Consider the following 14,381-nt stretch of genomic DNA (forward strand, 5'->3'; position numbering starts at 1 on the left):
CCGATGAGCTTAGTCAACTAAGTGATTCGGGCGAGCGAACGTAGCCAACAAAGATGCGGCTTGAAGTATGACGGGTATAATTGAATCATTACAGAAGTGTCAACATGCCGACAAAAATCCGTCTCTCGTTGCTCAGCCTTGCGCTGATGATTGCCGTACCATTCGCATCCCAGGCCGCGAATAAAGCTGCCGTACCATCGACCGTACAACAGTCTGCCGGGCAGGAAATTGCTTCCGGTAGCGCCATGATTGTCGATTTGCAAACCAACAAAGTTCTCTATTCCAGCCATCCGGATTTGGTCCGTCCCATCGCATCAATCACCAAATTGATGACGGCGATGGTGGTGCTGGATGCCAAATTGCCGATGGATGAAATGCTGAGTGTCGACATTAGCCAGACGCCTGAAATGAAAGGGATTTATTCTCGCGTTCGACTGAACAGCAAAATTAATCGCAAAGATATGATGCTACTGGCGCTGATGTCATCGGAAAACCGTGCAGCGGCGAGTCTCGCGCACCATTATCCTGGCGGCTACAACGCATTCATTCGTGCGATGAATGCGAAAGCGAAATCTCTGGGCATGACGCACACACGTTATGTTGAGCCAACGGGGTTATCGATTCAAAACGTTTCCACGGCGCGTGACTTGTCTAAACTATTGATTGCTTCGAAGCAATACCCGCTGCTTGGCCAGTTGAGCACCACCAAAGAAGATATGGCGACCTTTGCTAATCCGGCATATACGCTGCCATTCCGTAACACCAACCATTTGGTTTACAACAACAAATGGAATATTCAGCTGACCAAAACCGGCTTTACGAACAACGCAGGCCATTGTTTAGTGATGCGCACCATGATTAACAATCGTCCGGTGGCATTAGTGGTGCTGGACGCATTCGGAAAATATACGCACTTTGCGGATGCAAACCGTCTGCGTAATTACCTGGAAAGCGGCAAGGTGACGCCAGTTCCAGGTTCCGCTCTGGCTTATAAAAAGCAAAAAGCGGCGCAAATGGCGAGCAATAGCACGCAGGGCAATGCCCTGGATGATTAAGGGCTAAACAACTGGTGGCGTCCGGTCCCCATCATTGAGCGGACGCTGCATAATCAACGTATCGCGCCATGCGCCAAGCTTAAACCCAACACTTCGCAACTGCCCGGCCACTTCAAAACCTAACTGCCTATGCAGACGACATGAACCCGTGTTGTTTTCACCGTCGCCAATAATGGCCACCATTTGTCGCCATGGTCCTTGCTCACAGATAGCGATCAATTGGGTTAATAACTCGCGCCCGACTCCTCGCCCGGTCATGCTGGCATCAATGTAAACGGATTCTTCCAGGGTAAAACGGTACGCCGGACGCGGGCGATAAGCGGTTGCGTAGCTATAACCCACCACAATGCCGCTATGCAAGGCGACCAGCCAGGGAAGTTCCTGGGAACGAACGGCTTGCAAGCGTTCAGACATCTGAGCCTGCGTGGGCGGCGTTTCCTCAAAAGATCCACGGCCATGCAACACATGCCACTCATAAATAGCAGTGATGGCCGGGATATCATCAGGCGTTGCGTCACGAACCTGCAATCGCGCTATCGGTAATGTTTCGAGCACTGACATTTCTCGCTCCTGTACCCAAAGAACCAAAGTGGCATGTGGTCACACCACTTTGCGATAGTCTAATCTAGTACGAAAAGTAAGCGAAGAATAGCCCCTGTTCTGGTGGTTGACACCCAAACTTAATGGGGATCGTGGTGATGAGTATGGCTACAGGTTTGCTCCTCCCACCATTTATGCTTCGTGGTTTTGCCAATGCCTGGATTCATACTGTTTGTAGGGTCATTTGCCTTATAAAACTGTTTTAAGCTGTCTGGCGCTTCGTATAAATGCCCGACGTTATGTTCCGCCGGATATTGCGCACCCCGGGTGCGGAGCAGTTCTAGCATTTGCTCCTTCAACGCGTGAACATCCCCCCCTTTTTTGACGATGTAATCCTGATGGAATACATGACACATAAAGTGGCCGTAATACAGGCTGTGACTAATCTGATTGCTGATTTCCGCTGGTAATTGCTCGAACCATTCCTGGTCATTACGACGCAGGGCAATATCGAGCGCCAGAATATCTTCCACTTCATTGGCATGAACGGAGTGATAACGTACAGCGGCTCCGGCTGCGGCGAAACGGTGTAAAAACGCTTTCGCGCCTTCGGTTGGGGTACAGACAAAAAAGTCCCCTTCGGCCTGTTGGAAATAGCTCTCAAGCCAGTTGCGGGCTTCGCTAATACCGTCACCCGACATCTTCAACAGCAAATGATGTTCGTACTTACTACGCCACTCTTTCATGCGTGGAGGCAAATGGCTCGGACACCAGCCGCTCACGCGCTGTAGCACACGGTCAGTAAAGTGAGGTTTAACAAACGGGACTTTTTCAAACCAGGCGTCAGTACGGCCTTTCAATGTGAAAAACAGCGGCATTTTGTCGGTGCCCAGCTTGTCGATCATCATGAAAGTGTCTTTGCCATATACTTCAGCAATATCGTAAATATCGCGGTGCATGTATTCGCCCGCCACCGGCAGGTTTTCAAAATTAGCCAGAATATGACGGCGGATTTCAGTCAGCACATCTGGTTGATTGGTGCCGATGTAAAAGACTTCATTTTGCTTTTCGGCGACAAACGTATCGAGGCGTACCGCAAAAACGGCCAGTTTCCCGGCGCAACCTGAGGCTTCAAACAGGCGGCTTGGGTCAGCGTTAAAGCGTGATGGCGTGTCGGCATCCACATCGCGTACACGTTCGGCGTAATCTTTATCGGATGCCTGGCGCTGATCATGCAGCACGTTTTCAGGTTTCACGCGTTCATCATCGAGCTTGCCGAGAATTTGTTCCGGCGTAACACCCAGATCAATCCCCAGATGGTTCACCAGCGTTAACTTGCCTTGCTCATCAATGCGCGCATACAGCGCCATCTCGGTATACGCCGGGCCACGTTTCACCAGCGAGCCGCCTGAGTTATTACAAATCCCGCCGATCACCGACGCGCCAATGCACGACGAACCAATCACCGAATGGGGTTCGCGTCCCAGCGGTTTCAGCGCTTTTTCCAGTTGATACAACGTGCTGCCAGGGAAGGCCAGCACCTGTTTACCACCATCCAGGAGCTGCAATTTATCGAGACGCAGGGTGCTGATAATGACAATTTCACGGTCGTAATCATTGCCGTTTGGTGTCGAACCTTCGGTCAGTCCGGTATTGGCGGCCTGCATCAAAATGATTTTGTCGGTGCTGACGCAGATGCTCAGGACGCGCCATAACTCAAGCAGCGTGCCGGGGAAAACCACGGCTAACGCATCGCCCTGGCCGGAGCGAAAACCTTTACGATAGCGCGCGGTTTTAGCCGCATCCGTTAACACATGCTGGCTGCCCACCAGACGGTTCAGTTCGTTTATAAATGTTTGTTTTTGGGATGGGGTAGGGTTAGGCATTTATCCGCTCCTTGGGAAAATATTGACGACTACAAGCATAGCTCGCAAATCGATAATGAATCTTCTTAAACGTTCGGAAAATCAGCATATAACACCGGGGCGACTCTTCTTACCGCTTTAACCTTGTGGCACACTGCACGTCTTATCACTTCGTGCTGCCCACTGCGGCGGCCTGAGCAAGAGAGTAATGTCGATGAAATGGCTCTGTTCTGTAAGTATCGCAGTTAGCCTTGCGCTGCAACCTGCGCTGGCGAACGAAATGTTTGGCCCGCACCCGCTAACGCCAGAAGCGCGTGACGCGTTTGTCACTGATTTGCTGAAGAAAATGACCACCGATGAGAAAATCGGCCAGTTGCGTTTAATCAGTGTCGGTCCGGATAACCCGAAAGAAGCCATTCGCGAGATGATTAAAGACGGGCAGGTGGGCGCGATTTTTAATACCGTCACCCGCCACGACATTCGTACTATGCAAGATCAGGTGATGAGCCTTAACCGCCTGAAAATCCCATTATTCTTTGCTTATGACGTGGTTCATGGTCAACGTACCGTGTTCCCAATCAGCCTCGGTTTAGCCTCCTCATTCAACCTCGATGCAGTGAAAACAGTAGGGCGCGTTTCGGCTTATGAAGCCGCAGACGATGGCCTGAACATGACCTGGGCACCGATGGTCGATGTCTCGCGTGACCCGCGCTGGGGCCGAGTTTCCGAAGGCTTTGGTGAAGATACTTATCTGACTTCAATTATGGGGCGCACCATGGTTGAAGCGATGCAGGGTAAAAGCCCGGCAGATCGCTATTCCGTGATGACCAGCGTGAAACACTTCGCGGCCTATGGCGCAGTCGAAGGTGGCAAAGAGTACAATACCGTTGATATGAGCCCGCAGCGTTTGTTCAACGATTACATGCCGCCGTACAAAGCCGCTCTGGATGCGGGCAGCGGTGGTGTGATGGTGGCGCTGAACTCCCTGAACGGCACGCCAGCTTCTTCTGATTCATGGCTGTTGAAAGATCTGCTGCGCGATGAATGGAAATTTAAAGGCATCACTATTTCCGATCACGGTGCCATTAAAGAGCTGATCAAGCATGGTGTGGCAAGTGACCCGAAAGATGCGGTGCGTATCGCGCTGAACTCCGGCATCAACATGAGTATGAGCGACGAGTATTACAGCAAATACTTGCCGGAACTGGTGAAAAGCGGTGCGGTGCCGATGGCGGAATTGGATGATGCAACCCGCCACGTGTTGAACGTGAAATACGATATGGGTCTGTTTAACGATCCATACAGCCACTTAGGCCCGAAAGAATCAGACCCGGAAGATACCAACGCCGAAAGCCGTCTGCATCGTAAAGAAGCACGTGAAGTGGCTCGCGAAAGCATGGTGCTGCTGAAAAACCGTCAGCAAACATTGCCGCTGAAAAAATCTGGCACCATTGCCGTGGTTGGCCCGCTGGCTGACAGCAAACGCGACATGATGGGCAGTTGGTCTGCCGCAGGGGTTGCCGACCAGACTGTTACCGTATTGCAGGGCATTAAAACCGCGGTGGGTGACAACGCTAAAATCGTGGTCGCCAAAGGCGCTAACGTCACCGACGATAAAGGCATTGTTGAATTCCTCAACCAGTACGAACCTGCGGTTTCCGTGGATAAACGTTCTGCAAAAGAGATGATCGACGAAGCGGTTAACACCGCAAAATCTGCTGATGTGGTTGTGGCGGTAGTGGGTGAAGCACAAGGCATGGCGCACGAAGCATCAAGCCGTACCGACCTGGTTCTGCCGCAGAGCCAGCGCGATTTAATCAGCGCGTTAAAAGCCACCGGCAAACCGTTGGTGTTGGTATTAATGAATGGACGTCCGCTGGCGTTGGTGAAAGAAAACCAACAGGCCGACGCGCTGCTGGAAGCCTGGTATAGCGGGACTGAAGGCGGTAACGCGGTGGCCGATATCCTGTTTGGCGATTACAACCCGTCAGGCAAACTGCCGATGTCTTTCCCGCGCTCTGTGGGTCAAATCCCGACGTACTACAGCCACCTGAACACTGGTCGCCCGTACAATCCGGAAAAACCGAACAAATATACTTCGCGTTACTTTGATGAAGCTAACGGCCCGCTGTTCCCGTTCGGTTACGGTCTGAGTTACACCACGTTCACCGTTTCGGATGTGAAAATGTCGGCACCTTCCATGAAAGCAGATGGCAAAGTAGAAGCCTCTGTTGAAGTGAAAAACACCGGTGACCGTGCAGGCGAAACCGTGGTGCAGATGTATTTGCAGGATGTGACGGCTTCTATGAGTCGCCCGGTCAAAGAGCTGAAAGGCTTTAAGAAAGTGACGCTGAAACCTGGCGAAACCCAGACCGTGAGCTTCCCGATTGACGTTGAAGCGCTGAAATTCTGGAACGCGCAGATGAAGCACGTCGCCGAACCTGGCAAGTTTAACGTGTTCATCGGGCTGGATTCTGCACGCGTTAAGCAGGGTGAGTTTGAATTGAAGTAATGGTGGTGTCGGATGCTTCGCTTATCCGACCTACAAACTGCGTCCGTACGCCTTGACGCAACTCCAAATCAAGAGCCGGTTTTCCGGCTCTTTTCTTATTCTTCCCCGTTTCGCCCAGCCAACCTGCGAATTCTCGTCTAAACTTTTGCGACTCCATGATTTTTAAGCAAAGAAAAACAGTGAGGAAGCACGATGAACTTAGCAGCGCGTTGGAGCATGGCAGGGTTAGCATTGTTAGCCGCAGGGGCGCAGGCCGTAGAGCCTGTCAAAGTCGGCTCTAAGATTGATACCGAAGGGTCGTTGCTCGGTAATATCATTTTGCAGGTACTGGATAGTCACGGCGTTAAAACCGTCAATAAAGTGCAACTTGGAACCACTCCCGTTGTGCGTGGAGCGATAACCGCAGGCGAGCTGGATATTTACCCGGAATACACCGGTAACGGTGCGTTTTTCTTCAAAGATGAAAAAGATGCGGCGTGGAAAAATGCGCAGCAGGGCTACGAGAAAGTCAAAAAACTCGATGCCGAAAAAAATCACCTGGTGTGGCTAACACCCGCGCCCGCAAACAATACCTGGACCATTGCGGTGCGCAAAGACCTGGCTGAAAAAAACAAACTCACCTCGCTTGACGATCTCAGCGCGTATCTGAAAAAAGGCGGTGAATTTAAACTGGCGGCTTCCGCTGAATTTATCGAACGCTCCGATGCGCTTCCTGCCTTTGAAAAAGCCTACGGATTTAAACTCGAACAGCCGCAATTATTATCGCTGGCAGGTGGCGATACGGCGGTCACCATCAAAGCGGCGGCGCAGCAAACTTCTGGCGTGAACGCGGCAATGGCCTATGGAACGGATGGCCCGGTTGCGGCACTCGGTTTGCAAACTCTGAGCGATCCGAAAGGCGTGCAGCCAATCTACGCGCCAACGCCTGTTGTGCGTGAAGCGGTGTTAAAAGCCTACCCGGAAATGGACGCCTGGTTAAAACCTGTGTTTGCATCTCTGGATGAAAAAACGTTACAACAGCTTAACGCCAGTATCGCGGTGGAGGGGTTAGATGCCAAAAAAGTGGCGGCTGACTACCTGAAACAAAAAGGCTTCGTAAAATAGCTTTTTGTGTAATAAATCAAGGACGTACGTTTGCTCAAAATTCATAATCGCGTCCTGCTACTGCTGGTTTTTTTGCTGGTAGTGGCGGGCGCAGTATTACCGTTTATCAACTTTGCACCCAACCGCCTGGTTTCCGGGGAGCCTATCGCGCTCAGCCAACTCCCGGCGCAAACCTGGTTGCTGTTCTCTGTCCCGGTATTCGTTCTGGCAATCCTCGTGCTGACACCATGTCGGCCACTCCCGTTGTTGCTGACTCTCATGGTGGGCGAGTTCCTGTTCATCGCCATTTTGTGGCGGCTTGGACAAACGGCGACGCAATTTGCTCAGCAAGGCAGCACGCTTGCGCGGACATCGCCCGGCAGCGGATTGTGGATGTCGTTAACGCTGTGCTTGCTACTGTGTGCCGATGTTATCAACCGCCTGACGGCAAAAGTACTGTGGCGATTGCTGCTTAATCTGCAAATCTGGATTGTGCCTCTTGGTCTGTTACTCATCGGGTACTTTGCCGATCTTTCTTTGCTAAAAGAGTATGCCAATCGGCAGGAAGTTTTTGACGATGCTTTATTGCGCCACCTGGCTTTGCTGGTCGGAACGTTGTTGCCCGCATTACTGATTGGCGTGCCGTTAGGTGTGTTTTGTTATACCCGTTCGGCCTGGCAATCCTCGGTGTTTTCGGTGCTCAACGTCATTCAAACCGTGCCGTCGGTAGCCTTATTTGGTTTGATGATTGCGCCACTGGCGGGGTTAGTCAAACTGGCGCCATGGTTGGCTTCGCTCGGCGTGAGTGGGATTGGCGTCGCTCCAGCGTTAATCGCCCTGGTGTTGTACGCGCTATTGCCCCTGGTACGTGGCGTGGTCGCCGGATTGCAGCAAGTCCCGCGCAATATTATTGAAAGTGCCGAAGGCATGGGCATGTCGCGCTGGCAGATATTCTGGCAGGCGGAAGTGCCACTGGCGCTGCCGGTTTTGTTGCGCAGCCTGCGCGTCGTTTGTGTGCAAACCATCGGTATGACGGTGATTGCCGCGCTGATTGGGGCCGGTGGTTTCGGGGCGATCATTTTCCAGGGGCTGCTCAGCAGTGCGCTGGATTTAGTGTTGCTCGGCGTGATTCCGGTTATTGCATTGGCGGTTATTTTTGACGCACTTTTTAAACTGTTTATCTCATTGCTTGAGGAAAAACAGCCATGATTGAATTTGAAAATGTCAGTAAGTTTTTCCAGGGCGAGGCGGCGGTCAGTGATTTGTCGCTGAACATCAAAGAAGGGCAGTTCACGGTGCTGATTGGCACTTCCGGCTCGGGCAAGTCCACTACGCTGAAAATGATTAATCGCCTGGTGGAGCACGATACCGGGCGCATCCGCTTTGCGGGAGAAGAAATCCGTAATTTTGATGCAAAAACGCTGCGCCGCCGGATGGGGTATGCGATTCAGTCTATTGGCCTGTTCCCGCACTGGAATGTGGCACAGAACATTGCCACCGTGCCGCAATTGTTGAAATGGCCGAAAGCGCGAATCAACGCGCGTATCGACGAATTGCTGGACTTACTCGGCCTTGAAGCCGCGCAGTTTCGTGACCGCTATCCGCATCAGCTTTCTGGTGGGCAACAGCAGCGTGTCGGTGTGGCACGGGCGCTGGCGGCTGACCCGGAAGTGCTGCTGATGGATGAGCCATTCGGCGCGCTCGATCCCGTCACCCGTGGGGCGCTACAGCAGGAAATTATCCGTATTCACCAGTTGCTCGGGCGCACCATTGTGCTGGTCACGCACGATATCGACGAAGCGCTGACCCTTGCCGACCGTATTGTGCTGATGGACAACGGGCAGGTGATTCAACAGGGCACGCCGTTGGAACTGTTAACCCGCCCGGCGACAGATTTTGTGCGTGATTTCTTTGGTCGCAGCGAGCTGGGCGTGCGGCTGCTTTCGCTGCGCCATGTTGCCGACCGGGTACGAACTCATGAGCGAATAGAAGGTGAGCCGATAAGCGAATCCGTCACGTTACGTGAAGCGCTGTCGTTGTTTGTCCATCGCCAGTGCCGGCAGTTGCCGGTGGTGAATCAGCACGGTGAACCCTGCGGCGTACTGCATTTTAGTGATTTGGTTGAGGGTGAAAATGCGCCTGCTACGTGATCCCTTATTGTGGCTGATTGCGGTATTCATCGCATTATTGGCGGTGATGCCGTACAGCAGCACATTGTTTAGTTGGCTGTTTCCAGAGCTGGAAAGGCCGGTTTATCTGCAAGACAGTTTTATGGCGCTGGCATTTAAACATTTGATGCTGGTCGGTGTTTCCAGCGTGGTGGCTGTTGTGATTGGTGTCGGGTTGGGCGTTGCAGTGACGCGCCCGGCGGGGCTGGAGTTTCGATCCCTGGTTGAAACCATTACCGCTGCCGGGCAAACCTTCCCGCCGGTGGCAGTGCTGGCGATTGCCGTTCCGGTGATGGGTTTTGGCCAACAGCCTGCCATTATCGCGCTCGTGCTTTACGGTTTATTGCCCATTTTACAAGGGACGTTGGCGGGAATAGGGGCGGTGCCGGAAGCGACAAAAGAGATTGCGATGGGGGCCGGGATGAGCCGTTGGCAAATGTTACGAAAAGTGGAGTTACCATTGGCGGCACCGTTGATTCTGGCGGGCATCCGAACATCGGTGATTATTAATATTGGTACTGCGGCGATTGCGTCAACCGTGGGTGCCAGCACTTTAGGCTCACCGATAATCATTGGTCTGAGCGGTTTTAACACCGCATACGTGATTCAGGGCGCTTTACTGGTTGCGCTGGCGGCAATTGTTGTCGACCGCCTGTTTGAGCGCGTTTTGCGTCACATCACGCGCCATGCAGAATAACGATATAACCTACCAGCATCACGCCGCCAATTCCGCCGATAGCCATGACCAGCATGCCGCCCACGAGGGCAATTTTACTCAGTTTCATCTTCGCTCCTTATATTGCGGGGGAGATTATAAGATGAAGCCGGCTTGTTAATGAACCTTTAAATTTATCTTATGCGTGCTCAGTCGTATGGCCATTGCTCATCAGCGGGAAAATTTGCAGGCCCGCGCAGCGCCAAAGTTCCAGTTGGTCGAGCTGGTGAGGGGTGGGTGTATCACCACACCATACCAATAATGTCTGTTGGGCGAATATTTCTGGACGAAGCTGATGCAGCGGGTGCGCCAGCACATCAATCCGCCAGCCTTGTTGGATTGCCATCCATGCCGCCATCCACAAACGCGTGGTATCTGGCGTGTCCCAGCCCACCAACAACGCATCTTTACCGCTACGCTTACGTGCCGATGAGAGACATAACGCGATGTAATTAATCAGCGCGCCGTCCAGCAGGCTTAACAGGGTATTGAGGGTGACTTGTTGGCATTGAAGGCGACGACGCAGAGGGGTGTAGAGTTGTTGAACAAGCGTTTCAGCCGGATAATCACGACCCACATCCGCAATCCAGGCGCGAAGACGAGAAGGGTTACCGCTTTGCAAATGGTGAAGTAACAGTTCCTGGCGTTCTCGCCAACCACTTTCCATATCCTGAAGTTCGCCGCTCAGAAGGGCTTTCACCTTGCTGACCTGAACCCCATTTTCAATCCAGTGTTTGATTTCACGGATGCGTTCGATGTCGGCATCATCAAACAGCCGATGGCCTCCATCCGTTCGCTGCGGTTTCAGTAGCCCGTAACGCCGTTGCCAGGCACGCAACGTTACGGGGTTGATATCACAAAGCACAGCCACTTCACCAATGGTAAAAAGTGCCATGTTATCCCCACAGTCTGCCCGGGAAGCCCCCGTATAACTGTAGTCAGTCGCATAGACTCTGTGTAATTTTTAGTTACCGATGTAACAAAAAATTAATCGTCGAAGTACCAGTAGCCCTGATTAACCAGTTCGGTCAATACGTTAACAAACTCGGGGTTTTGCAGCGCATCGCCCAATTCGTTTTGGCTTACCGTGGTGTAACGGCACAATGCATCAGCCGCCTGCGGAACCGGGGCTTCCATAGGTTCGCTATTGACGAAGAACTGACCATCAACATTGAGAACACGTAAACCACTTAAGCGCGTCAGACATTCGCCGCCGAGCAAAGCGTCGACGATTTCGTCTTGCTGATAGGGCGGTTCAGCCGGTGCGACATCGAGTTCGTGACGCGGAGTGGTGACGAAGCGGCCAAACCACTGTTTGAAATCTTCAGGCTGGCTGATGACTTCCATCATCATGTCGCGCAGGCGATTGAGCTCATAGCTTTCAACTTTGCCAGGATGCTCGCGAACCGTTAAATCCGGGTCGCTGTAGTGCTCGCCACCTAAATCGTTTTCCAGTGCGTAATCCGCAAAGCTGCTGATCAAATCACGGCCATTTGGCCCACGGAAACCCACGGAATAATTGAGTGCCGTTTCATGCGTGAAGCCATCGTGTGGGAAACCAGGCGGAATATACAGAATGTCGCCAGGCTCCAGATCTTCATCAATAATCGGTTCAAACGGATCAACGTGCAGTAAGGCCGGATGCGGGCAGAACTGGCGCATTGGCAGTTTATCGCCCACACGCCAGCGACGGCTGCCCATCCCCTGAATGATAAACACATCGTATTGGTCGATATGCGGACCCACACCGCCACCCGGCACCGAGAAGGAGATCATCAGGTCGTCTAAACGCCAGTCAGGCAAAACACGGAATGGACGCACCAGTTCCGCAGACGGTGCATGCCAATGGTTTACGGCTTGAGCCAGCAGCGACCAACCGGTATCACCTAAATTGTCAAAATGCTCAAATGGCCCGTTAGCGGCTTGCCATTGGCCATTGGTATGGCTGACCAGGCGGCTGTCCACTTCTGCTTCCATAGCAAGACCGGCTAATTCGTCCGGGGTAATCGGATCGACAAAATCAGGAAACGCATTTTTTAAAACGACTGGCTTTTTCTGCCAGTATTTCGCCATAAACTCAGGCCAGTCTAAATTGAGTTGATAATCCATTTTTTGATACCAGTGGAGGATAAACGGGCTAGATTATAGAGAGGCTCGCCCACAGGCCGCCTTGTTGTGTATCAAGGCTTGCTCACAGTAGCGGCGAAAAAACAATACAGCCCTACAGCAAAAAGTGGGACAATAGTGGCTGTTTATACAGTAGAAGTGGTTCCCATGGCTTTGTCCTCCGCGCAAAAAGAGCAAATCGCCGCCTGGTATAAGGCGCTACAACAGCAGATCCCGGACTTTATTCCGCGCCCACCGCAACGGCAGATGATTGCAGAAGTGGCAAAAACACTGGCGGGTGAAGCGGGGCGTCATCTGGCGATTGAAGCACCGACTGGCGTGGGGAAAACCCTTTCTTACCTGATTCCGGGCATTGCGATTGCCCGCGGCGAACAAAAAACGCTTGTGGTCAGTACCGCTAACGTCGCATTACAGGATCAAATCTTCAGCAAAGATTTGCCCTTGCTCCGCAAAATTATCCCTGACTTAAAATTCACCGCCGCCTTCGGGCGCGGGCGTTATGTATGTCCGCGTAATCTTGCTGCACTCGCGACGGACAACCTGGCGCAGGGCGACTTGTTGGCGTTTCTCGAAGATGAAATGGCTCCGACCAGCAAAGACGAACAACAGCGCTGCGGCAAGCTGAAAACCGATCTTGATGCGTACAAGTGGGACGGGCTGCGTGACCATGCATCACAAAATATTGAAGATGATTTATGGCGGCGTCTGAGCACCGACAAAGCCAGTTGCCTGGGGCGAAATTGTCACTGGTATCGTGAATGCCCGTTCTTTGTGGCGCGGCGTGAAATAGACGATGCGGAAGTGGTGGTCGCGAATCATGCGCTGGTAATGGCGGCAATGGAAAGTGATGCTGTGCTACCTGAAGCCAAAAACCTGCTGCTGATTCTGGACGAAGGCCATCATTTGCCCGATGTCGCCCGCGACGCGCTGGAAATGAGCGCGGAAGTCACGCCCGGTTATAGCCGCTTGCAGCTTGATCTCTTCACTAAACTGGTGGAAACCTGCATGGCGCAGTTCCGCCCCAAAAGCCCGCCGCCGCTGACTTCCCCGGAACGTCTGACCAACCATTGCGATGAAATTTACGAACTCTTGAGCTCGTTTAGCAGCATTGTGTCGTTATGGCTGGCGGGGGAACAAGAAGCCGAATATCGCTTTGAAATGGGCGTTCTTCCTGAAGAACTGATGGTGATTTGCAAACGGCTGGCGAAGCTGATGGAAGGGTTGCGCAGCCTGTCAGAAGCGTTACTCAACGATCTTGGCGAAAAAACCGGTAGCCACGATATCGTGCGTTTGCATCGCGCGTTATTGCATATGAATCGCGCGCTGGGTTATTTCGAGACGCAGAGCAAACTGTGGCGGCTATCAGCGATGGAACAGGCATCTGGTGCGCCGGTTTCAAAATGGGTGACGCGGGAAATCCGCGAAGGCCAGCCGCATCTGTTCTTCCATTGCGTGGGCATTCGCGTCAGCGATCAGCTTGAAAAACTGGTGTGGCGCAATGTGCCGCATGTCATCGTCACTTCTGCCACGCTGCGCTCATTAAATAAATTCGACCGCCTGAAAGAGATGAGCGGGTTAGACGAACATGCGGGTGACAGGTTTGTGGCACTGGACTCGCCGTTTAATCATGTCGAGCAAGGCAAACTGGTCATCCCACAGTTAACCGTCGAACCAACGATGGAAAATGAAGCCCAGCATCTGGCTGAAATGGCGGCGTTTTTCCGTGCCGAACTGGTGAAAGGTGAACATAAAGGCATGCTGGTGCTATTTGCCAGCAACCGTGCGATGCAGGTGTTTTTAACCCATGTCACCGACTTGCGTCTGACGTTATTAGTGCAGGGCGATCAGCCACGTTATCGGCTGGTGGAGATGCACCGCAAGCGCGTCGAACAGGGCGAAACCAGCGTGCTGGTTGGTCTGCAATCTTTTGCAGAAGGCCTCGATTTAAAAGGCGATTTACTCAGCCAGGTGCATATCCATAAAATCGCTTTCCCACCGATTGATAGCCCGGTTGTGCTTACCGAGGGCGAGTGGCTAAAAACCCTGAAACGCTATCCTTTTGAAGTACAGAGTTTACCGAGTGCTTCGTTTAATCTTATTCAGCAGGTTGGGCGCTTGATTCGTAGCCACGGTTGTTACGGTGAAGTGGTGATTTATGATCGCCGCCTGTTGACCAAAAATTATGGGCAGCGTTTACTGGGTGCATTGCCGGTGTTTCCGATCAGTCAGCCTGAAGCGCCATCAGCTAAACCGATTGATACCAAACCTAAAAAAACGGTGCGGCGCAAACGTGTGAGCAAGAAATAGAAAGGAGAG

General features: G+C 52.4%; 12 protein-coding genes. 7 read left to right on the forward strand and 5 right to left on the reverse strand.

Translation table 11 applies throughout. The annotated features are described in order from the left end of the window. Window positions 1–104: 104 nt before the first annotated feature. Window positions 105–1,055 carry a D-alanyl-D-alanine endopeptidase gene (gene pbpG, locus M2371_RS07620; protein ID WP_259267379.1) on the forward strand — a complete coding sequence of 317 codons (951 nt, stop codon included), beginning with the start codon at window positions 105–107 and terminating at the stop codon, window positions 1,053–1,055. A gap of 3 nt (window positions 1,056–1,058) precedes the next feature. On the opposite strand, the gene M2371_RS07625 is transcribed toward pbpG, so the two are convergent. Together M2371_RS07625 and dld are read right to left on the reverse strand one after the other, a co-directional pair. Next, on the reverse strand, window positions 1,059–1,616 hold the full coding sequence (locus tag M2371_RS07625; RefSeq protein ID WP_259267380.1) for a GNAT family N-acetyltransferase: 558 nt from the start codon (window positions 1,614–1,616) through the stop codon (window positions 1,059–1,061). Between the two features lie 119 nt (window positions 1,617–1,735). After that, entirely contained in the window at window positions 1,736–3,481 is a 1,746-nt protein-coding gene (gene dld, locus M2371_RS07630; RefSeq protein WP_259267381.1) for a D-lactate dehydrogenase, read from the reverse strand. A gap of 193 nt (window positions 3,482–3,674) precedes the next feature. On the opposite strand from dld, the gene bglX reads away from it, so the two are divergent. The 5 genes from bglX (at window position 3,675) to M2371_RS07655 (ending at window position 9,920) form a co-directional block, all read left to right on the forward strand. After that, window positions 3,675–5,972, forward strand: coding sequence for a beta-glucosidase BglX (gene bglX, locus M2371_RS07635; protein ID WP_259267698.1), 2,298 nt, complete (start codon window positions 3,675–3,677; stop codon window positions 5,970–5,972). A 192-nt stretch (window positions 5,973–6,164) separates the two neighbouring features. After that, window positions 6,165–7,076, forward strand: coding sequence for an ABC transporter substrate-binding protein (locus M2371_RS07640; RefSeq protein WP_404979382.1), 912 nt, complete (start codon window positions 6,165–6,167; stop codon window positions 7,074–7,076). 30 nt (window positions 7,077–7,106) lie between these two features. Next, window positions 7,107–8,264, forward strand: a complete 1,158-nt coding sequence (locus tag M2371_RS07645; protein WP_310473314.1) for an ABC transporter permease — start codon at window positions 7,107–7,109, stop codon at window positions 8,262–8,264. After that, a complete protein-coding gene (locus M2371_RS07650) occupies window positions 8,261–9,205 on the forward strand; it encodes an ABC transporter ATP-binding protein (protein ID WP_172895105.1) in 945 nt (314 codons plus the stop codon). Before M2371_RS07645 ends, M2371_RS07650 begins: the two co-directional genes overlap by 4 nt. After that, window positions 9,189–9,920 (forward strand): ABC transporter permease, encoded by a 732-nt coding sequence (locus M2371_RS07655; protein WP_259267382.1) that lies wholly within the window; start codon window positions 9,189–9,191, stop codon window positions 9,918–9,920. The genes M2371_RS07650 and M2371_RS07655 overlap by 17 nt, the downstream gene beginning before the upstream one ends. Here the strand turns inward: M2371_RS07655 and M2371_RS07660 are convergent. The 3 genes from M2371_RS07660 to M2371_RS07670 form a co-directional block, all read right to left on the reverse strand. Then, on the reverse strand, window positions 9,901–10,008 hold the full coding sequence (locus M2371_RS07660) for a membrane protein (protein ID WP_034494204.1): 108 nt from the start codon (window positions 10,006–10,008) through the stop codon (window positions 9,901–9,903). The two genes, M2371_RS07655 and M2371_RS07660, sit on opposite strands and share 20 nt — an antisense overlap. A 69-nt stretch (window positions 10,009–10,077) precedes the next feature. Then, window positions 10,078–10,833 carry a MerR family transcriptional regulator gene (locus tag M2371_RS07665; RefSeq protein WP_259267383.1) on the reverse strand — a complete coding sequence of 252 codons (756 nt, stop codon included), beginning with the start codon at window positions 10,831–10,833 and terminating at the stop codon, window positions 10,078–10,080. 92 nt (window positions 10,834–10,925) lie between these two features. Further along, entirely contained in the window at window positions 10,926–12,047 is a 1,122-nt protein-coding gene (locus tag M2371_RS07670) for a cupin domain-containing protein (protein WP_172895102.1), read from the reverse strand. Window positions 12,048–12,212: 165 nt separating this feature from the next. Here M2371_RS07670 and dinG point away from each other — a divergent pair, with 165 nt between their 5' ends. After that, window positions 12,213–14,372, forward strand: a complete 2,160-nt coding sequence (dinG, locus tag M2371_RS07675; protein ID WP_259267701.1) for an ATP-dependent DNA helicase DinG — start codon at window positions 12,213–12,215, stop codon at window positions 14,370–14,372. Window positions 14,373–14,381 lie beyond the last annotated feature (9 nt).

This window comes from Buttiauxella sp. BIGb0471, assembly GCF_024807715.1.
In the GTDB taxonomy this organism is placed as follows: domain Bacteria; phylum Pseudomonadota; class Gammaproteobacteria; order Enterobacterales; family Enterobacteriaceae; genus Buttiauxella; species Buttiauxella agrestis.